Annotated in this window: 16 protein-coding genes; 2 read left to right on the top strand and 14 right to left on the bottom strand. The window is 62.1% G+C overall.

Annotation, left to right across the window (positions count from 1 at the left end):
* Positions 1 to 145: 145 nt before the first annotated feature.
* Positions 146 to 772 carry a 4Fe-4S dicluster domain-containing protein gene (locus tag ACW4LP_RS10885; protein ID WP_455803808.1) on the bottom strand — a complete coding sequence of 209 codons (627 nt, stop codon included), beginning with the start codon at positions 770 to 772 and terminating at the stop codon, positions 146 to 148.
* Between the two features lie 10 nt (positions 773 to 782).
* On the bottom strand, positions 783 to 3,434 hold the full coding sequence (locus tag ACW4LP_RS10880) for a molybdopterin-dependent oxidoreductase (RefSeq protein WP_417177181.1): 2,652 nt from the start codon (positions 3,432 to 3,434) through the stop codon (positions 783 to 785).
* A gap of 412 nt (positions 3,435 to 3,846) precedes the next feature.
* Here ACW4LP_RS10880 and ACW4LP_RS10875 point away from each other — a divergent pair, with 412 nt between their 5' ends.
* The gene (locus ACW4LP_RS10875) at positions 3,847 to 4,560 is read left to right on the top strand and encodes a ferric reductase-like transmembrane domain-containing protein (RefSeq protein ID WP_417177182.1); all 714 of its coding nucleotides are present in this window, start codon (positions 3,847 to 3,849) and stop codon (positions 4,558 to 4,560) included.
* Between the two features lie 24 nt (positions 4,561 to 4,584).
* On the opposite strand, the gene ACW4LP_RS10870 is transcribed toward ACW4LP_RS10875, so the two are convergent.
* Entirely contained in the window at positions 4,585 to 5,961 is a 1,377-nt protein-coding gene (locus tag ACW4LP_RS10870; protein WP_417177183.1) for an ATP-binding protein, read from the bottom strand.
* Positions 5,962 to 6,719: 758 nt separating this feature from the next.
* Positions 6,720 to 10,271: a pyruvate:ferredoxin (flavodoxin) oxidoreductase gene (nifJ, locus tag ACW4LP_RS10865; RefSeq protein ID WP_455803807.1), complete on the bottom strand. Its 3,552-nt coding sequence runs from the start codon at positions 10,269 to 10,271 to the stop codon at positions 6,720 to 6,722.
* A gap of 319 nt (positions 10,272 to 10,590) precedes the next feature.
* Here nifJ and ACW4LP_RS10860 point away from each other — a divergent pair, with 319 nt between their 5' ends.
* A complete protein-coding gene (locus tag ACW4LP_RS10860; RefSeq protein ID WP_417177185.1) occupies positions 10,591 to 12,234 on the top strand; it encodes an ABC transporter substrate-binding protein in 1,644 nt (547 codons plus the stop codon).
* Here the strand turns inward: ACW4LP_RS10860 and ACW4LP_RS10855 are convergent.
* The 10 genes from ACW4LP_RS10855 to ACW4LP_RS10810 all read right to left on the bottom strand — a co-directional run bounded on the left by ACW4LP_RS10855 (position 12,231) and on the right by ACW4LP_RS10810 (position 19,680).
* Positions 12,231 to 14,408 (bottom strand): cytochrome C oxidase Cbb3, encoded by a 2,178-nt coding sequence (locus ACW4LP_RS10855; RefSeq protein ID WP_417177187.1) that lies wholly within the window; start codon positions 14,406 to 14,408, stop codon positions 12,231 to 12,233. The genes ACW4LP_RS10860 and ACW4LP_RS10855 overlap by 4 nt on opposite strands.
* Before the next feature lie 175 nt (positions 14,409 to 14,583).
* Complete coding sequence (locus ACW4LP_RS10850; protein ID WP_022740320.1) at positions 14,584 to 15,213, bottom strand: adenylate kinase; 630 nt, start codon at positions 15,211 to 15,213, stop codon at positions 14,584 to 14,586.
* A gap of 37 nt (positions 15,214 to 15,250) precedes the next feature.
* Complete coding sequence (gene secY / locus ACW4LP_RS10845) at positions 15,251 to 16,531, bottom strand: preprotein translocase subunit SecY (RefSeq protein WP_022740321.1); 1,281 nt, start codon at positions 16,529 to 16,531, stop codon at positions 15,251 to 15,253.
* Entirely contained in the window at positions 16,525 to 16,974 is a 450-nt protein-coding gene (gene rplO, locus ACW4LP_RS10840) for a 50S ribosomal protein L15 (RefSeq protein WP_022740322.1), read from the bottom strand. Before rplO ends, secY begins: the two co-directional genes overlap by 7 nt.
* Before the next feature lie 320 nt (positions 16,975 to 17,294).
* Positions 17,295 to 17,486 (bottom strand): 50S ribosomal protein L30, encoded by a 192-nt coding sequence (rpmD, locus tag ACW4LP_RS10835; RefSeq protein WP_022740323.1) that lies wholly within the window; start codon positions 17,484 to 17,486, stop codon positions 17,295 to 17,297.
* A complete protein-coding gene (gene rpsE, locus ACW4LP_RS10830) occupies positions 17,486 to 18,016 on the bottom strand; it encodes a 30S ribosomal protein S5 (RefSeq protein ID WP_022740324.1) in 531 nt (176 codons plus the stop codon). Before rpsE ends, rpmD begins: the two co-directional genes overlap by 1 nt.
* A 15-nt stretch (positions 18,017 to 18,031) precedes the next feature.
* Positions 18,032 to 18,400 (bottom strand): 50S ribosomal protein L18, encoded by a 369-nt coding sequence (gene rplR, locus ACW4LP_RS10825; RefSeq protein ID WP_016309207.1) that lies wholly within the window; start codon positions 18,398 to 18,400, stop codon positions 18,032 to 18,034.
* Positions 18,401 to 18,436: 36 nt separating this feature from the next.
* Entirely contained in the window at positions 18,437 to 18,976 is a 540-nt protein-coding gene (gene rplF / locus ACW4LP_RS10820) for a 50S ribosomal protein L6 (protein WP_455803806.1), read from the bottom strand.
* A gap of 18 nt (positions 18,977 to 18,994) precedes the next feature.
* Positions 18,995 to 19,393: a 30S ribosomal protein S8 gene (gene rpsH, locus ACW4LP_RS10815; RefSeq protein ID WP_022740326.1), complete on the bottom strand. Its 399-nt coding sequence runs from the start codon at positions 19,391 to 19,393 to the stop codon at positions 18,995 to 18,997.
* Positions 19,394 to 19,494: 101 nt separating this feature from the next.
* Positions 19,495 to 19,680, bottom strand: a complete 186-nt coding sequence (locus tag ACW4LP_RS10810) for a type Z 30S ribosomal protein S14 (RefSeq protein WP_013980746.1) — start codon at positions 19,678 to 19,680, stop codon at positions 19,495 to 19,497.
* Positions 19,681 to 19,766: the final 86 nt, after the last annotated feature.

Here is a 19,766-nt window from a genome sequence, read left to right as displayed (position 1 = left end):
TTATACAGGGTTGGAAAGCATTCTTCTCGGTATTGGAAAGGTTCATGAAAGGGGCACAGATCCTGCCGCAACGGTTACTGCTTCGCGCAGCGATCTGCGCCCCTCGCAGTCCTCTCGCACCGAGCGAGTATCTTCCCGGAAACCGCTACAGCTCTTCCTCGAGATTGACCACTGAGCCAGTGCCCGATCCCGACTTCTGAGCGTCGCGATGATGCGTCAGGATCAGGTTGGGGCCCGTGGTGTCGGCAGGCAGCGGCTCCACCTCAACATCTCCCTCGCCGTACTTCTCGATCATCTCCTCGCGAGTGCCGAAGTCCAGCGCGCGCATGGGACAGCCGGTTACGCAGATAGGCTTGCCGCCCGCGGCCACTTCGCCGCGGCACATGTCGCATTTCAACATGTAGCCCTCTTCCTCGCCGTAGGTCGGCGCGCCATAGGGGCAAGCGGTCTCGCAGGTCTTGCAGCCGATACACACGTCGTGATCGGTCCAAACGATGCCGGTCTCCTCGTCCTTCTGCATGGCACCGGTGGGGCAGTTCGCCACGCAGGCCGGGCTCGAGCAGTGGTTGCAGGCCAGAGACACAAAATAACCGAACACACCGTCGGGTACATAGTGGCCAGCTTCAGTGGGTTTCCATGAGCCACCTTGGTAGTTGTACACCTTGCGGTAGAGGTTGCTCACTGGCAACTTATACGTTTCCTTGCATGCAACCTGGCACGTCTTACAACCAGTGCACTTGCCACCATCCAAATGAAATGCGTATTGAGTCATGATGCGCCCCCTATTCCTCAATGCCTACAGGCATAACTATAGGCGTGTCCTTGTCGGGCTTAAGTGTCAGCGGCCCATCGTATTTCTCCACCTGCACGAGCGTGCCCGTCCACGACTGGGAGGCTTGCCCCGACGCCTTCGGCGCCTGAAGAATATTCGGATCGCCACCCAAATCGATGCCCGTCTCCTCGTCGATGCGAATCCAGGCGCCGTCCTGCAGCGCCACGGCACCGGGCACAATGGTGGGCAGCACCTTGGCCGGGCGCAGCACTTTGCCGTAGGGGCTCGTCATCAACACTGTGTCCCCACTCTTGATGCCCCGGGCCTCGGCATCCACGGTACTCATGAAGCACTCTTGGGGGAATGCCTCGCGCAGCGAGACAACGTTGTCGTTCACCGTATGGGAGCGACGCAGGGAGTGCGGCGTCCACAGCAGCAGCGGATAGGCGTCGGTCTGAGTACCAGCACCCTGCTCGGGGTCGCCGATCTGCCACTTCGCGATGGGCGGAATGGCGGAATAGCCCAGCGAACTTACAACTGCCGAGAGCGTCGCGCTGTAAATCTCGAACTTGCCCGATGCCGTGGCAGCGGGATTGGCTACCGGATCAGCGATGAATGCCTCGAACGGCCGATAGGTGAGCGCGTCCCCCTTGGATCGCTGGGTCTTATAGCAGCCCTTTTCCTTGAACTCGGCGATGGTGATGCTGCCTTGTTGCGGTTCGCCCTCCACGCCCAGGGCGTTAATGTCTTCCTGGGTGATGGTGAACAGCGGCTCGTATGCTGCCGTTGCCTGGTCGGTCATCTTGATGGCGCCGGCGAAGGAATAGTAGGTGCGCTCGGCGTCGGTCATGGTGTTTACGGCCTTCGGATCGAGGCCGAGGCGGCTCGCCAGCTCTTCGGCGATCTCGGTCTCAGGGCGCGCCTCGTACAGCGGCTCCATAATGCGGTCGGCCCAGTACACCGTCTCGGCATTCACGCTCCAGGCTATGTTGCCCTTCTCCCACCACGTTGCCACGGGCAGCACAATGTCGCAGTATTGGCGCGAGGCATCGAAGAAGGGCGCGGCGCCCCACACGAAATCGACTTTGCGGAAGACCTTGATGCCGGCATTCGCGTTGGGCAGCGAGTTCAGACTGTTCTCGTAGCCGCCCGTGTAGATGACGTGGATGTCAAGGGGCTTCTTGCCGCCGGGCCAGGTGTCGCGTCCGTAGGCCCCGTCGAGAATGGACTGCCAGCACTCGGTGTAGTCCACCTTTTCCCAGGAGTCTTTGTCGGTAATTTCAGCCCAATTGGGCACAAGCACGATGACCGGGGGAGCCAGCGGGTTGACAGGGTTCTTGCCGGCACCGTTGGAGGCATCCCCCGCGAAGCAGTAGGGTGTAGTGGAATAGCCGTGCTCGTGCATACCGAGCCATCCCACATAGTTGCCCGGGGTTCCCACGCCGTGCATGAAGGCCAAGGTGTAGAAAGCCTGGCCGAACATCTCGCCAGCGGGAATCTTGGTGGTGGACTGACCAGCGAAGAAATCGACCTTCTCGGTTTTAGCGATCTCCTCGGCGAGACGGCGCGTAGTGGCCGCAGGTACACCGCAGATAGCCTCGGCCCATTCCGGCGTCTTCGGCTCACCGTCGTAGGTGCCCAGCAGGTAGTCCTTGAAGTTCTCCTTGGGGTCCGCCCCCTCAGGCATATGCTCGGCGTCGAATCCGATGCAGTAGGTATCCAAGAACTCCTGGTTCTGCAAGTTGTTCTCCACCTGGTGGTACATCATACCGAGACAGAATGCCGTGTCGGTTCCGGGCAAAATGGGTACCCACTCATCGGCAATAGCGGCGGCCGTCTGGTTGAGCCATGGATCCACGATGACGAGTTTTGCCCCCTGCTCCTTAGCGTAATTCAGTTGCAGGGGCGTGTTGCCGGCCTTGTTCGCCGCCCAGTTGTTGCCGAAATGGAAGTGCAGCTGACTCTCGGCGAGGCTTAGGGCATCGGGGGCTTCGAAGATGCTGCCCGTCATGAACAACTCCACACAGGGCCACGAACCCAGCGACACCGTGCCCAAGTCATGATGTACCGCGCCACCCTTGGCGTTCAGCAGGCACACAATGGGATCGAAGTATTCCTCGCCGATATCACTATAGGCGGCAGCGAGGATCGATTTCGGGCCCCAATTATCGTAGGCCTTCTGCATCTCCGCGGCAATATAGTCGAGTGCCTCGTCCCAACTGATGCGCTCCCACTCATCACGACCGCGCATCTCGCCATTGGGGGCGTCGGGGCTCCAACCCTTGCGCTTCATGGGGTACTTGATGCGCGCCGGAGAGGTCATGTTGCTGATCTGGGCGCGTCCGCGCGGGCAGGCGCGGCGTTGGGGGATTTCGATGGAGTCTTCCTCCTCGTCAGTGCGAATGCGCAGCGGGACGCCATCCTCCACATACACCCGCAAAAGGCACCGGGAATGCTCGCAGCTGCAATTGTTCATGCAGGCACCTGTGAGCCACTGGCCATCGCCTTTCTCCCCTGGATAGGCTTCAATGCTGGTATCACCCAACGCGGTCTCGGAAGATGCTGACGAATTCGCGCAGCCAGTGAAACCGGCGAGGGTGGCAGCGCCTGCGGCGGCGGTGCCCCATTTTACGAAGCTGCGTCGAGTCAAATCATTGCTCATGGTTGACCCTCCCTCTTCTCTGATCGTACGGGAAAGCTCCCAGGCAGGTCGCTTCCCCTTCTCTTCCAATACGACCCATGCATAGGTGCAACCGTCCTAAAGTTATATGACGGCTACAAGCGGCATACTATCATGCTCACGTAGGACAGTCAATGAGGGTTTCCAAACTTATTTATCTATCTTGGATATAATATTTTCCAGGTCATTTTTCAGTACTATATTTCATGATTCACCCTTTTCTTTCGCTTGAGGTGTCCTAATGCTGTGTTGACATCTAGCTCTGGCCCTTTTGCCGTCAACTTGCGCATTGACCGTAATGCACAATGTTGGGTTGAGAAAAAATCTATCCTATGCTACTGTGACAATCAGGAGAGAGCAGTCGAGCATCACTCGAACGATCCGAGGAGGCCCCATGAGGTTCATCGTCGCCCTTGTCATTTCCTTCGCGCTGGTCTGGCTGTGCGCCAAGCCCCTCAAGATGCATCCCGTGCCTTTCTACGTGGGAGCCGTCGCGCTCCTTGGTCTGTATTTCTGGGGCACCACCACGGGCGTGCGCAACGAGGTCTGGGCGTACTTCCAGCCGCTCATGCAGCGCTGCGCCCTGGCGTTTCTGCTGTTCTCCATCGTGATGTTCGTCGGCGTGCTCGGCGAGCGCAACCCGCTGCGCGTGCACCTCATGCCCATTCGCCGGCAGCTGTCCATCCTCGCCTGCATCTTCGCCTGCGGTCACATCGCCTTCTACGCCTCCTCCTACGTGCCGCGCCTGGCAAGCGCCTTTACGGGCAACCTCGCCTTCTCGCTGGGACTCGCGGCGCTCATCACCGCGCTCATGGTGGTGCTGTGGGCCACCTCGGCCCAGCGTGTGAAGCACACCATGAAGGCGGCCAGCTGGAAGCGCGTGCAGCGGCTCGCCTATCCCTTCTACGTGCTCACCTATGTGCACCTGGCCCTGCTGCTCATGCCGAGCGCGATGGCCGGCAACAATGTGGCCGTGCTCTCCATCGCCGTGTACTCCATCGTCATGGGCGCCTATGTGGTGCTGCGCCTGCGCAAGGCCGCTGCCGACCGCCTGGCCGAACCAGCCGCCGCAGCCTCCGACCTCGACCTGGAAGCCGCCCCGGCGTAAACGCTTCAGAACGTCGTGGGCCTTCTAAAACGTCGGAGGAGCCAGATGCATGGAGCCGAAGGTGCCACTTGTTTGCTCGGCAATGCAGAACGCCATGTAAAGAGGCAGATACCATATGGGCTTACCCTCGCGCTCACGCCGCTCCACATTCGCCGAGGAGAGCACGCAGGCCTCCCCTATCTCGAAGTCGTGCGTGCCCAACAAAGTGTTGAGAGCCGTATGCAGCTTGTAGTCCTTCCCCGACTTGACCTCAATGGGCACAAGAGCGCCGTCGTTGCGCTGCGCGATGAAATCCACCTCGCCCTTTCGGCTGCTGCAGAAATAGAACAGATCGGGGTTCTCGTTACTGAGCGCCTGGGCGACGGCATTTTCGTAGACCGAGCCGAAGTTCACCGAGGGTGCGTCGGCGATGACATCCAGCATTGTCTGGGGCGCGTACTGCGATAGCAAGAGCCCCGTGTCGGCCTCGTAAAGCTTGAACTTGTTCTCTTGGGCCGTTCGCCTAAGCGGGCGTTTCGGTTCGCTCACTTGATAAGTCGGCAGCACAACCGCCGCATCGATGAGCCACGCGAAATCGTTGGCGTAGCGATCGTACACGGCCCCGCTTTTCAAAGCGTCCATGCGAAAGCGCTTGTTCACCTTATCGAGTTGCGAGGGGACGGCATCGAATACCCGCCGAATCTGCGGTGCGCGACCTTGGGCATATTTCGCGATATCGAACCGATACTGCTCCACGATCTGCGAAGCAACAGCGCGCACCGCCATCATGTCGTAGGAGGAGTCGAGATACGCACTCACCGCCTCAGGCATTCCACCAATAGCTACAAAGTACCTGAACAAGCCGGAAAGCCTCTCGTGAAGTCCTGCATCCAGCCCCTTTCGAGCATCAAACGCCTCTCTGATGCCGTCGATGATCGCCTGTGGCACGTTTTGCGACCAGCAGAACTCCTCGAAATCGAGAGGGAACATGCGCTCGATCTGCACATAGCCTACCGGGAAAGAGCGAAAGCCCTTCATTTCGGTACCCAGCATCGATCCGGAGATCACCACCCGATGACGGCCATCCTCGACGAGGAACTTCACAGCGGTAATGAGATCGGGTGCCTCCTGTATCTCATCGAGAAAGACAAGCGTCTCTCCAGGAATTACAGGCATGCCGCAAATCAGAGAGAGACGCGAGACGAAGTCTTCCGCATCCTGTGCTTCCGAAAGAACCCGAATGGCCTTCTCGTCCTCCAGAAAGTTCACTTCGGCAAGATGAGCGAAGTGTTCGCGAGCAAATTCTCTCACGATATAAGTTTTTCCCGTCTGTCGCGCTCCCACAAGCAGAAAGGCCTTCTTTGCCTTGCTTTCGTTCCAGCGTTCAAGTACCTGAAGCATTTTACGTCGAATTGCAGCCATGGAAAACACCGCTTTCATCAGGTAGTTGTTTCTAATACGGAAATAATATCACTATATCTGTGTCTAGAACGGAAAGATATTCTCCCAAAATGTGTCTAACGCAGAAAATCGTGTTTCTGGGCTTGCTTGCGAGTTCTTCGAAAGCGAGGGTTACCGCGTGCTGGCGACGCGCGGCGGGATCGAGGCGCTGCGACTGGCCGAGAAGGGGCCGATCTCGTTTTGCTAGACGTGACGATGCCCGGCGCCGACGGTCTCGTGACTTGCCGGCACCTCGGTCACTGCCATCTTTTCCATTGGCGATAATTAGATAGCTGTCGCAATAGCGCGGCCACACTCGTCAGCGAAACCCCTCTTTTTTGCACGAGATATCGAGTTGTAAGCGTCTTAAATGAACGATTCCTTCTCTTGCATCATTTTTGAACTTCCATGACCTGGGGTTTTGCGAAAAGCAACGGGCATTCAATCTAAAGCCCACATTCCCTGGACGCTTACAACTCGCAATCTCATGCAAAAACCAAGGGTTGAGTTGACTGGCAGATCTTATGCGGGCCGAAACGCCCCAAACTACGAGAAGAGTGCTGGGGAAGCTGGCTCCTGCGGTCACAGAGGCGCCGTAACTGCGATCTTGCTGCCGCAGAGGCAACGCAGCAGCGCCCCTATTACCGTAAATGCGACGACGGCCAAAGAAAAGGGAGCCCGAAGGCTCCCTTTTCGGTTGCGGCCTAAAGCGGGCCGGCACGTTTTGGCGTGCGCTCGCGCTACTCGGCGGCGTAGAGGTCCTTAAGCTTCTGCAGGTGATCCCAGCGGGCCATGGCGGCCTGCTCGTTCTCGGCGAACAGCTCCTCGGCGCGCTCGGGGAACTCGCGGGTCAGGCGGCTGTAGCGGGCCTCGTTCATGAGGAAGTTCTGATACTCGCCCTCGGCCGGATCCTTCGAGTCGATGACGAGCTTCTTGCCCGGAGCGCCCTCGGGGTTGAAGCGCAGCAGGTTCCAGTAGCCGCAGTCGACGGCCTTCTTCATCTCGGTCTGACAGTTGGTCATGCCGCCCTTGATGGAGTGCATCTCGCACGGGCTGTAGCCGATGATGAGCGAGGGACCCGGATAGGCCTCGGCCTCGGTGATGGCCTTAATGGTCTGGTTGAGGTTCGCGCCCATGGCCACCTGAGCCACGTACACGTAGCCGTAGGTCATGGCGATCTCGGCCAGCGACTTCTTCTTCACGTCCTTGCCGGCGGCGGCGAACTGCGCCACCTGGCCGAGATTAGAGGCCTTGGAGGCCTGGCCGCCGGTGTTGGAGTACACCTCGGTGTCGAACACGAACACGTTCACGTCCTTGCCGGAGGCGAGCACGTGGTCGAGTCCGCCGTAGCCGATGTCGTAGGCCCAGCCGTCGCCGCCGAAGATCCACACGGACTTCTTGGTCAGGTACTCCTTGTTGGCCAGGATGCCGGCCGCCAGCTCGGCCACCTCGCCGGTGCCCTCGGCCGCCGTCGTCAAGGCCGCCACATAAGCCGCAGCCGTCGTCTTGGAGGCCTCGGCATCCGTGCGGGCCTCAAGCCACGCGCGGGCCGCGTCGGCCAGCTCACCGGCCGCTCCGGCGCACTCGATGAGCGCCTCGGAATCGACCACGACCTTGTCCTGCACAGCCTCATAACCCAGAAGCATGCCCATGCCGTGCTCCGCGTTGTCCTCGAACAGCGAGTTGGACCAGGCCGGGCCGTGGCCGTCGGCATTCACCGTGTAAGGAGAGGTGGCCGCCGGACCGCCCCAGATGGAGGAGCATCCCGTGGCGTTGGCAATGTACATGCGGTCGCCGAACAGCTGGGTGACCAGGCGCGCATAGGAGGTCTGGGCGCAACCGGCACAGGAGCCGGAGAACTCAAGCAGCGGCTTCTTAAACTGGCTCGCCTTCACCGACGTGCCCTCGAGCTCAGGCTTGGCCGCCACCTTGTTCACGCAGTAGTCGAACACCGGCTGCTCGTCCAGCTCATCGGCGATGGGCATCATGGTGAGCGAGTCGGTCGGGCACTGGATGACGCACAGGCCGCAGCCCATGCAATCCAGCGGCGACACGGCCAGCATGTACTGCATGTCAGCGCCCACCTTGCCCTTCACCGGCACGTGCTTGGTCTGGGCCGGAGCCTGCGCCATCTCGGCGTCGGTCAGCGCGAAGGGACGGATGGTGGCGTGGGGGCAGACGAAGGAGCACTGGTTGCACTGGATGCAGGTATCGGGGTTCCACTCAGGCACCGACACGGCCACGCCGCGCTTCTCATAGGCCGAAGCACCCAGCGGGAACTGGCCGTCCTCGTAGCCGACGAAGGCGGACACGGGCAGCGAGTCGCCGTCCATGCGGGCCACGGGCTCCATGACGTTGGTGACGAGCGCCACCGTCTCGGGACGGCCATCGATGTCGGAGGTCTTTGGCGCCGCTTCGGCTGTCTTCCACGCCTCGGGCACGTCCACCTGCACGAAGGCAGTGGCGCCGGCGTCAATGGCCTTGTGGTTCATGTCCACGATGTCGGCGCCCTTCTTGGCGTAGGACTTCGTGGCGGCATCCTTCATGTACTGGATGGCCTCCTCCTGCGGCATGACCTTCGCCAGAGTGAAGAAGGCGGACTGCAGGATGGTGTTGGTGCGCTTGCCCATGCCGATCTCGATGGCCAAATCGATGGCGTTGATGAGGTAGAGCTTGATATCGTTCTCGGCGATGTAGCGCTTGGCCGCGGCCGACAGGTGCTCCTCCAGCTCGTCTGCCGTCCACTGGCAGTTGATGAGCAGGGCACCACCGGGCTTCACGTCGCGCACGATCGGGAAGTCCTTGGTGATGTAGGAGGGATTGTGGCAGGCCACGAAGTCGGCCTTGTTCACATAGTAGGGACTGCGGATGGGGCTGTCGCCGAAGCGCAGGTGCGAGATGGTCACGCCGCCGGTCTTCTTCGAGTCGTACTGGAAATAGGCCTGCACGTACTTGTCGGTGTGGTCGCCGATGATCTTGATGGAGTTCTTGTTCGCGCCCACGGTGCCGTCGCCGCCGAGGCCCCAGAACTTGCACTCGATGGTGCCAGGAGCGGCAGTGTTGGGGGCGGGAACCTCAGGCAGCGACAGATTCGTCACGTCGTCGACGATGCCGATGGTGAACTGGCGGCGCGGCTCGTCCTTCTGAAGCTCGGTGTACACGGCGAACACGGAGGACGGCGGGGTGTCCTTGGAACCGAGGCCGTAGCGGCCGCCGATGACGGTGATGCCGTCGCGGCCCTCAACGGACAGCGCGTTCACGACATCCATGTACAGCGGCTCGCCAATGGAACCGGGCTCCTTGGTGCGGTCGAGCACGGCGATCTTCTTCACCGTCTCGGGCAGAGCGGCCACGAACTTCTCGGTGACGAAGGGGCGGTACAGGCGCACCTTCACGAGGCCCACCTTCTCGCCCTGGGCGGTGAGGTAGTCGATGACCTCCTCGGCCACGTCGCAAATGGAGCCCATGGCCACGATGACACGGTCGGCGTCCGGGGCGCCGTAGTAGTTGAACAGCTGGTAGTTGGTGCCCAGCTTCGCGTTCACCTTCTCCATGTACTCCTCCACCACGGCCGGCAGGTCGTTGTAGATGGAGTTGCAGGACTCGCGGTGCTGGAAGAAGATGTCGCCGTTCTCGTGGGAGCCGCGCATGGCCGGGCGCTCCGGGTTCAGGGAATGCTCGCGGAAGGCGCGCACGGCATCCATGTCGCACATCTCGGCCAGATCCTCGTAGTCCCACACCTGGATCTTCTGGATCTCATGGGAGGTGCGGAAGCCGTCGAAGAAGTTCAGGAAGGGAACGCGGCCCTTGATGGCGGCAAGGTGCGCCACGGCGGACAGGTCCATGACCTCCTGCACGTTGCCCTCGGCGAGCATCGCGAAACCGGTCTGGCGGCAGGCCATGACGTCGGAGTGGTCGCCGAAGATGTTGAGCGCCTGGGTGGAGACGGTACGGGCCGACACATGGAAGACGGTCGGCAGCTGCTCGGCGGCGATCTTGTACATGTTGGGGATCATGAGGAGCAGGCCCTGGCTGGCCGTGTAGGTGGTGGTCAGCGCGCCGGTGGCCAGAGAGCCGTGAACCGCGCCGGCCGCACCGCCCTCGGACTGCATCTCGCACACCTTCACCGTGGTGCCGAAGATGTTCTTGCGGCCCTGGGCGGCCCAGATGTCGACGAAGTCGGCCATGGGGCTGGAAGGCGTGATCGGGTAGATGCCGGCAACTTCCGTGAACGCATACGAGACATGCGCTGCGGCGTTGTTGCCGTCCATCGACTTGAGTTCTCTCGTCATGTTCCTCTCCTTTGCATCTGGCCCGCACGGAATCGGCCGGCTTGCGGCCTCGTCGCTCAACGCGCGGGTGGTACTGTCGCGGAGAGGTCGGAGGGACGAAGCGCGTCCGACGATGCGGGTCGGATTTGCTCTGCGAACAGAAATACCTGTCCGATATTAGCAGCCCGCGCGCGCCAACGCGCCGTCAACGCACGGGCGGGCCGCGCTAGGCTTATCCCCGTCGGTCGGCGGGGCACCTGCAGCTTTGTCATGGGCTTTCTTCGAGCTGCTCCAACTTTCTATATAATAGGCTGCGGAAAACGAAGAAGGAGCCTTTACGATGCTGAACTTCCCCCTCACGCGGCGGGCCTTTGTGGCTGGGACGGCGGCGACGGCGCTGGCGTTGGCCGGCTGCTCGGTGGAGCAGCCCATCGAGCCCGGGCCCGCACCGGCAGATCCGGCCGACGACAACGCGCCCACCGAGCCCGTGGCCGCGCAGAGCGGCGTGGCCCGAACGCTCACGGCCGCCGTGGCCTACGAGGGGAGCGATCCGAACCCCATCGGCACGAGCTCCGGCGTCTTTCTCGCGGCCGGCTGGCACGTCTTCGAGGGGCTCTACGAGCTGAACATGCATACCTATCGGGCCGAGTGCGGCCTGGCAGCCGACGCGCCCGTTCAGATAGACGACTTGGAATACGAGGTGACCCTGCGCGAGGACACCGTCTTCTCCGACGGCTCGCCGCTCACCTCCGCCGATGTCGTGAACGCCTTCGAGCGCAACGGCGAAAGCGACCTGTACGGCGCGTTCCTCTCGTTCATCACGGCAGTGTCGGCCCCCGACGAGCGCACGGTGCGCTTCAAACTGAACGCCCCCATGGGCTCGGTGCTGCAGGAGCGCCTGGCCCTCGTTCGCGTGTTCCCGGCCGCGCTGACCGACGAGCAGCTGGCGACCAAGCCTATCGGCTCGGGCCCGTGGTGCTACGAGACCATCAACGCCGCCGACGGGGGCCGCATCTCCTTCACGGCGAACCACCGCTACACCGGCCCCTGGCCAGCCACCTGCGAGCGCATGGAATGGTCGGTGCTGCTGGACGATACGCGCCGCACCGACGAGCTTATCGACAAAGACGTCATGGCCATGGAGGCCGCCCCGGTCGTGCGCGCCGAGGAGCTTGCCGGCGCGGGCGCCACGGTGGAATGGGTGCCTGGGTTCAACCTCCCCTTCCTGATGTTCAACTGCGAGAAGCCGCCTTTCGACGACGTGCGCGTGCGCCAGGCACTGCTGTACGCCATCGACGTCGACTCGCTCATCGGCACGTACATGGCGGGCCACGCGCGGGCGGCCACGTCCCTTCTGCCCGATTACTTCCGGCATTACCACCGCGCGGCCACGGTCTACAGCTACGACCTGGAGAAAGCGCGAAAGCTTCTGGCCGAGGCCGGCGTCGACGAGCTGGCGCTGACCTTGCGCGCGAACGACAACTGGGTGAGCACGCTCGCCCCCGCCATCGCAGAGGACTGGAAGGCCGTGGGCGTCACCGCCGAGGTGGTGCTCCTGGACACGACGGCCCTGTTTGCGGACCTATCCACGGAACCGGAGCCGGGGACGCTTCTGCCCTTCGACGTCGTGCTCTCCCCCGGCGACCCGTCGTGCTTCGGAAACGACGCCGACCTCATCATCAGCTGGTGGTACGGCGACAACGTATGGACCCGCGCCCGCAGCCGCTGGGCCACCACCCCGGCCTTCGCGGAGATGGCACAACTTCTGGCCGAGGCGCGGTCGAAGACCTCCGAGGACGAGCAGCAGCCCCTGTGGAACCAATGCTTCGACATCATCGCCGCCGAGGTGCCCCTCTACCCGCTGTTCCACCGCGAGACGGCCACGGCCTGGTGGACGGCCCAGCTGGACGACTACGATCCCATTTCGGCCACGGGGCTCAACTTCCTCGGCACGACACCCATGCGCGACGCCGATCCCATTTAGCGCCAGAAGACCACCGCATCGAGCAGCCCCTGATAGGCCCACGGGTACACATCGGAGTACCAACCGGTTTCCGGAGCGAGGCAGAGCAGGGCGCTGTAGGCCACCGATACGCCGACGAGCACGAGCAGAAGCTTCAGCATGAGGTCGTGGAGGGCCGCCCGCTCAGCTAATTGCTCGTTCACCACGAAGCACAGAAGCACGGCGGCGGCCAGGAACATGAAGCTGAAATCGGCGTAGTAGCGCTGCAGGATGCCCGCCAGCTCCGCATCGAGCAGCGCCACGAGCACGCCGGAGGCCACCAGCACCACAATGATGCCGAAGATGGTGCGCGTCTCCGCCTGGCGCGCCCGCATCCCCAGAATGCGCCGCGTGAAGGCGAGCACCCACAAAATGGGCAGGCAGGCGAGGATGCCGCCGAAAGTCACTTCCTTGATGGTCTGTCCCATGTAGGTGGTCTCAAAAGGCGCCGGCTGCAAAAACGGGAAGACGCCGGTCATGCAGGGCGGCTGTAGGAAGTAGGTGAAGAACGCCGGGGCCAGGCGACCGACGTTCATGCCGCGCTTGGTCATGTCGTTCACCGTCAGGTTGTAGTTCGCGCCGAAATCGGTCAGCGAGCCGAAGCGCGCGTAGTTGTAGGCCATGATGCCCGCGGCCACCAAAACGTAGGGGGCCGCCAGGCAGGCGAACTCCACGATACCCCGGCGGGTGGCCAGCCGGCGCTCGGTGATGTAGGTGCGCCAGAACAGCGGGAAGGCCAGAAGTGACAGCACGAGCAGCTGGGGACGGCAGCCAGCCACGAGCGCCATGCACAGCGACCCGGCGAACAGCCAGCCGCACTTGTGCGCGGCGAGCCGCGAGCGCATCCAGCAATACAGGCCCCACACCGAGAACGCCAGGCCGCACATGATGGGCAGGGAGTAGAAGGTCGGGAACTTCACGAGGTACATGATGCCGCAACAGAACACGAGCGGTATCTGAAGCAGCAGGTACACGCCGAGGCTCACCGAGCGGAAATGGTAGCGGGCGAATCGGTCGAGAAGGGCCGTGGCCCCCAAGATGAACAGCAGCGCCATGACGAGCACGCCGATGGCCGTGGGGAAATTGGCCCCGGTGAGCAGATAGAAGGGCAGGTAGAACAGCAGCACCGGCACCACGCCGAAGTAGACGTAGTAGTGCCCGTCGTGGTAGGCCACATCGAACAGGTAGGGCTCGCCGGTCTCCTTCTGGGCCTCGTCGCGGGCGCCCTTGTCGTAGGGATCCTCCATGTCCTTGAGCCACTGGGGCGGCTCCTCCTCCAGATACAGCTGGCCTTTGGCCATGGCCTGGGCCAGCATGGCGTACTGCTGGGCGTTGTCGCCGCCCACCTCGAAGGTGTTCACGAGCGACGTACCGTTCCAAGCGCCGTAGTTGTAGGAGGAAGTGGCCACGCCCACGAGGTTCGAGCCGTAGAAGAGGAACGTCGTCGTAAGCGCCAGCTCGATGGCCACGGCGAAGATGATGCCCGCCTTCGACTTGCGCGGGTTCTCGACAATGCGGATGCGGTAGATGGCCGACTTGGGACGGAAGGCGTAGCCCAGAAGCAGCAGTCCGAAAACGGCGACGAAGCGCAGCGGGTTGAAGGCGAAGGGGCGATGGGCGTTCAGGGAGACGCCGTTCAAGAGGATGGGATAGGAGACATCCTCCCCCACCACCTCGATGCGCAGGTTCTCCACGTAGCCAGCGGTCTGCAGGTTGATGAACTTGCTCGGATCCACCACGGTGGACACGCTCGCATCGGGGATGCCGACGGTGTATTCGGTGGTGTCGAAATAGGTCTGGTGGGCCGAGTCGGTGAACTGGATCTTCACGGCGATGTTCTGGGCCGGCTGATCGGTGGCAAAATCGATGCGGATGTTGCGCACCTCGGTGTTCAGGCTGGAGAACTCGAGCGTGTGATCCACGTCGGTGAGCAGAAAGGCGCCCGTATCGTTGCGCTGAAGCTGGATGCGGTCGTCCAAGTTGATGGTTCGATAGCCCGACGAAGTGAAGAAGTTGATATTGAAGACGAAGACCTCCAACGCCAGGGCGACAAGAGCAATGACCGCCACCGCCCGGGCCACCTTCAGCAAGGTGCCGCGGTAGACGAGCATGAAATGTTCGAAGGTGTAGGCTATGTTCTCGCGCACAGTGGGCATGAAGGGAATTATACCGTAGGGGCATGACTTGGTCTGCTCTCACGAAAGAAACGGAAGCGCATTCCCTCTCGTAGGGGCTGACCTCGGTCAGCCCTCGCAAGCAGAACGACATCGCACGACAAAAAAGGGGGCGACCAAGGTCGCCCCCTACGGGTTTGGCTGTGCGTCCTCCGGCCTACAGGTCGAGGGCCTCCTTGACGTCGGCGTACACCACGTTCGGGTCGCGGTCGCCGTCGATGGTGACGAGCAGCTCGCAGCCGCGGTAGTAGTCGATCAGCGGGCTCGTGGACGTCTCGTACACGTCGAGACGGTTGCGCACCGTGGCCTCGTTGTCGTCGTCGCGCTGATACATCTCGCCGCCGCACTTGGGGCAGGTGTCGCCGTCGGCGGCGCTGCCGATGTAGCCGCAGTCGCGGCACATGCGACGGGAGGTGAGACGGGCCACGATGACCTCGGGATCCACATCGATGAGCAGCGCGGCGTCCAGCGGACGGCCCAGCTTGGAGAGCTCCGCGTCCAGCGCCACGGCCTGGGCCGAGGTGCGCGGGAAGCCGTCCAGAATGAAGCCGGCAGCGGTGTCGTCGTCCTGCAGACGCTCGGTCACCAGGCCGATGATGACGTCGTCGGGCACCAAGTCGCCGGCGTCCATGTAGGACTTGGCCTTCTGGCCCAGCTCGGTGCCGGCGGCCACGGCGGCGCGCAGCATGTCGCCCGTGGAGATATGGGGCGTGGAGAACTCCTCCACCAGCTTGGCGGCCTGAGTACCCTTGCCGGCACCCGGCGCCCCCAAAAGCACGATGTTCATAGCAAACATCCTTTCCTATTCGGACTGCGCGTCCGCCTTACTTAAAGAAGCCTTCGTAGTTGTACATCTTCAGCTGGCTCTCCACCTTGCTCATGGTGTCAAGCGCCACGCCGATCATAATGAGGATGGACGTACCACCGAAGGCCTGGATGAGCTGGTTGTTGGTGAAGTAGAAGATGATGGTGGGCACTACCGCGATCAGCGCGATGAAGATGCCGCCGGGCAGCGTCACGCGGTTGATCACGTTCTTGATGTACTGCACCGTAGCCGTGCCCGGACGCACGCCAGGGATGAAGCCGCCCTGCTTGCGGATATTGTCCGCCGTCTCCTCCGGATTGAACACCATGGAGGTGTAGAAATACGCGAAGAACACGATAAGGGCAACGGTGAGCAGCCAGTTCAGCCAGCCGGTGGAGCACCAGTTCGCGAAGGTGGTCAGCCAATCGACGTTGAAGATCGCCGCCAGCTGCGCCGGGAAGTAGATGATGCAGCTCGCGAAGATGATCGGGATAACGCCGGCCGCGTTCACCTTCAGCGGAATGTAAGTGGACTGGCCACCCATCATCTTTCGGCCCTGGACGCGCTTGGCGTAGTTGACCGGAATGCGGCGCTGGGCGCGCTCCACGAAGATGATGAGCGGGATGCAAACGAGCACCACGGCCAGAATCACGATGGTGAGGGCGATGCCCGTGCCCAGATCGTTCGTCAGCGTGGCGGACGAGAAGATGGCCGACGGCACGCGGGACACGATGCTCACGAAGATGATGAGCGACATGCCGTTGCCGATGCCGCGCTGGGTGATGAGCTCGCCCATCCACATGATGAAGGCGGTCCCGGCGACGAGCGTGAACACGATGATGATGTTCGTGAGCGCCTCGGGCACCTCCGTGGAGAACTGCACACCGTAGGCCGGCGACTTGAACAGCAACAGGTAGCCCACCGCGTTGATGAGGCCGAGGCCCAGCGTCAGGTAGCGGGTCACCTGAGTGATCTTGCGACGGCCCGTATCCCCCTCGCGAGCCCAACGGCCCACGGCGGGGATAACGCCCTGCATCAGCTGCATGATGATGGATGCGGTGATGTAGGGCATGATGCCGAGCGAGAACACCGAGAAGTTCGACAGCGCGCCACCGGTGAACAGGTCAAGCATGGTCATAGCCACGCCCGTGTCCTGGAAGGCCGTGGCAAACTCATGGAAGGGAATGCCCGGCACCGGCACGTAGGCACCGAAGCGGTACAGCGCGAGAATAGCCAAGGTGAAGAGGATCTTCTTGCGCAGCTCCGGAACCTTGAATGCGTCAATGATTGAGCTTAGCAAGGCTCTTCGACCTTTCCTCCGGCCGCCTCGATCTTCGCCTTGGCGGAAGCGGACACCTTATCGACGCGGACGGTGAGAGCCTTGGTGATCTCGCCGTCGCCGAGCACCTTCACCAGCGCATCGGCATGCTTGATGATGCCCTTGGCCTTCAGGGACTCGCCGTCCACCACGTCTCCGGCCTCGAACTTGGCATCGAGACGGCTGACGTTCACGGGCAGATACTCCACGCGATTGAAGTTACGGAAGCCGGGCAGCTTGGGCAGACGACGGGCAAGCGGCGTCTGGCCGCCCTCGAAGCCGGCACCCTTGCCGCCACCGGCACGGGACTTCTGGCCGTTCATGCCGCGACCGGCGGTCTTGCCGGTGCCAGAAGCGGGGCCACGGCCCACGCGCTTGCGGTTCTTCGTCGAGCCCTCGGCCGGGCGCAGATCCTTGAGTTCCATGTAAGTAAATCTCCTTTTCGCTCTCTGACCGGGGATTTTCTCTTCCCTCAGTCAGTGCTAGCAGCTCGCCGCTAGCAAACTTCCATCTATCATGGCAACGGCGTGTCTGTTCAGACACGCCGATTGTCATCTTTCATCCCGACACATTATTAAATTCATAGACTCACTGGTTCGCCCAAGGGAGTCAGCGAGGTTGCGACAGGTGCCTGGAATTGCCCCGCCTTGGGGCCAAGTTGGCTTAGGCCAACGCCGTGCCCCAAACAAGGGGCAAGGCCAGGTGCCTGTCGGAACCGCAGCGTCGGGATTGAAGTTGGGGAAATTTAGATTTCCTCAACTTCAATCAAGTGCTTGACCGTGAAGATCATCCCGCGCACGCTCTCGTTGTCCACCTGCTCGGTGGTGCTGCCGATGCCGTGCAGGCCCAGCGCGCGCAGGGTGCGACCCTGGTTCGGCTTGCGGCCGATGGCGCTCTTCACCTGGGTGAGGCGCAGCGTCTTGTTCGTCTCAGCCATTAGTTCTCCTTCCCGCCGAACATCTCGGCCACGGAGATGCCGCGGCGCTCGGCGACCTGGACGGGGCTCTCCATGTTCTTGAGACCCTCGGCGGCAGCCTTCACGATGTTCATGGCGTTGTCCGTGCCCAGCGACTTGGTGATCACGTTCTGAACGCCGGCCAGCTCCATGATGGCGCGAACCGGGCCACCGGCGAGCACACCGGTACCAGGAACAGCGGGCTTGATCAGCACGCGGCCGGCACCGTACTCGCCCATGATCTCGTGGGGCACCGAGCCCTCGGCGGTCACGGGGACGGTGAACATGTTCTTCTTCGCGTCCTCGACGCCCTTCTTGATGGCGGTGGGCACCTCGGCGGACTTGCCCATGCCCACGCCCACGCGGCCGTTGCCGTCGCCGACGACGACCAGGGCCGAGAGCTGCATGCGGCGGCCGCCCTTGACGGTCTTCGCGACGCGATTGATGAAGACCACGCGCTCCTGAAGCTCAGGAGTCGTGCTCTCCTGCTGACGGTTGTTGTTACGAGCCATAAGCTAAAACCCCTTCTAGAATTTCAATCCTGCTTCACGGGCAGCTTCGGCCAGAGCCTTCACGCGCCCATGATACAGGTGGCCGCCACGGTCGAACACAACTTCCGTCACGCCGTTTTCCTGAGCCAACTTGCCAACGATGGTGCCGAGCTCGGCTGCGCCCTCGACGGTCGCGCCGCTCTTGCCGGTGGCCTTGAAGGCCTCCCCGAGGGTAGAGACGCCGCAGATGGTGGTGTGGGCCACGTCATCGATGACCTGCACGTACATGTTGCTGTTGCTCCGCGTCACGCACAGACGCGGGCGAGCTGCAGTGCCGGAGATCTTGCCGCGCACGCGACGATGGCGACGGGCAAGACGGGCCTGCTTCTCCTGTTGCTTATTCATAGGTTTAATCCCTTCAATCAGCTACCGAATAGGCACTTAGTCTTTGCCGGCCTTGCCAGCCTTGCGGCGGACATGCTCGCCCTCGTAGCGAATGCCCTTGCCCTTGTAGGGCTCCGGCTTGCGCCACTTGCGGATGTTCGCGGCAACCTGGCCGACCTGCTCCTTGCTCGGACCGGACACGACGATCTCGGTCTGAGAGGGCACCTCGAAGGTGATGTTCTCGGGAGCCTCCACCAGCACGGGATGGGAGTAGCCGAGCTGCATCTCGAGATCCTTGCCCTTGAGTGCGGCACGATAGCCAACGCCGACGAGCTGCAGCTTCTTGGAGAAGCCGTTCGACACGCCCTCCACCATGTTGGCGAGAAGGGTGCGGGTCAGGCCGTGGGCGCTCTTGGACTCACGGGTGTCGTCGGGACGGGTGACGATAAGCTCATCGCCGTCGCGGGTGATGGTCATGGACGGCAGGAACATGCGGGTAAGCTCCCCCTTGGGGCCCTTCACCGTCACCGTCTGGCCGTCGATGGTCACATCGACGCCGGCAGGAACGGGGATGGGCATCTTGCCGATACGAGACATACTAGATACCTTCCTTTCCTACCACAGATAGGCGATGACCTCGCCGCCGATGCCCTGCTTGCGGGCATCGCGGTCGGTCATGACGCCGCGACTGGTCGAGATAATTGCCGTGCCGAGGCCGCCGAGCACGCGGGGCAGATCGTCCTTGCCGGCATAGATGCGCAGACCCGGCTTGGAGATGCGCTTGATGCCGCGGATGGTCTTGGCCTTCTTCGGGCCGTACTTGAGGGTGATCTCAAGGGTGCCGCGGGGCTCGCCGTCGATAACATCGAAGCGCTGGATGTAGCCTTCCTGCTCCATAATGCGCACGATCTCGACGAGCTTCTTGCTCGTCGGCATGGACACGGTGTCCTTGCCGGCAGACTGGGCGTTACGCACACGCGTAAGCATGTCTGCGATGGGGTCGGTCATTGTCATGTTTGTTTTCTCCTTTGATCCGTGATGAACCGGCGTTCGGTTCGTCGGCGCCCATAGCGCCTCCGCCTTTAACGTCGGCACACCCTTAGCGTCCGCGTCTTCTACCAGGAAGCCTTGGTCACGCCGGGCAGCTCGCCTTTGTTAGCCAACTCACGCACGCAAATACGGCACAGGCCGAACTTGCGATAGTAGGCGCGGGGACGTCCGCAACGGGTGCAGCGGTTGTGCTGACGCGTAGAGAACTTCGGCTCGCGCTTGGCTTTGGCGATCATCGATTTCTTAGCCATGCATGTCCTTCTTTCTTTATGTCCTTAAGCCCGCAGCCTTATCGCGGACTTGTGACCGAGGTTGCGCGACGCGGGGCATAAGTGGG

This window comes from Adlercreutzia sp. CNCM I-6215, from assembly GCF_977072315.1.
Note: the sequence above shows the minus strand (reverse complement) of the source record. Positions and strands in the feature narration are given on the sequence as shown.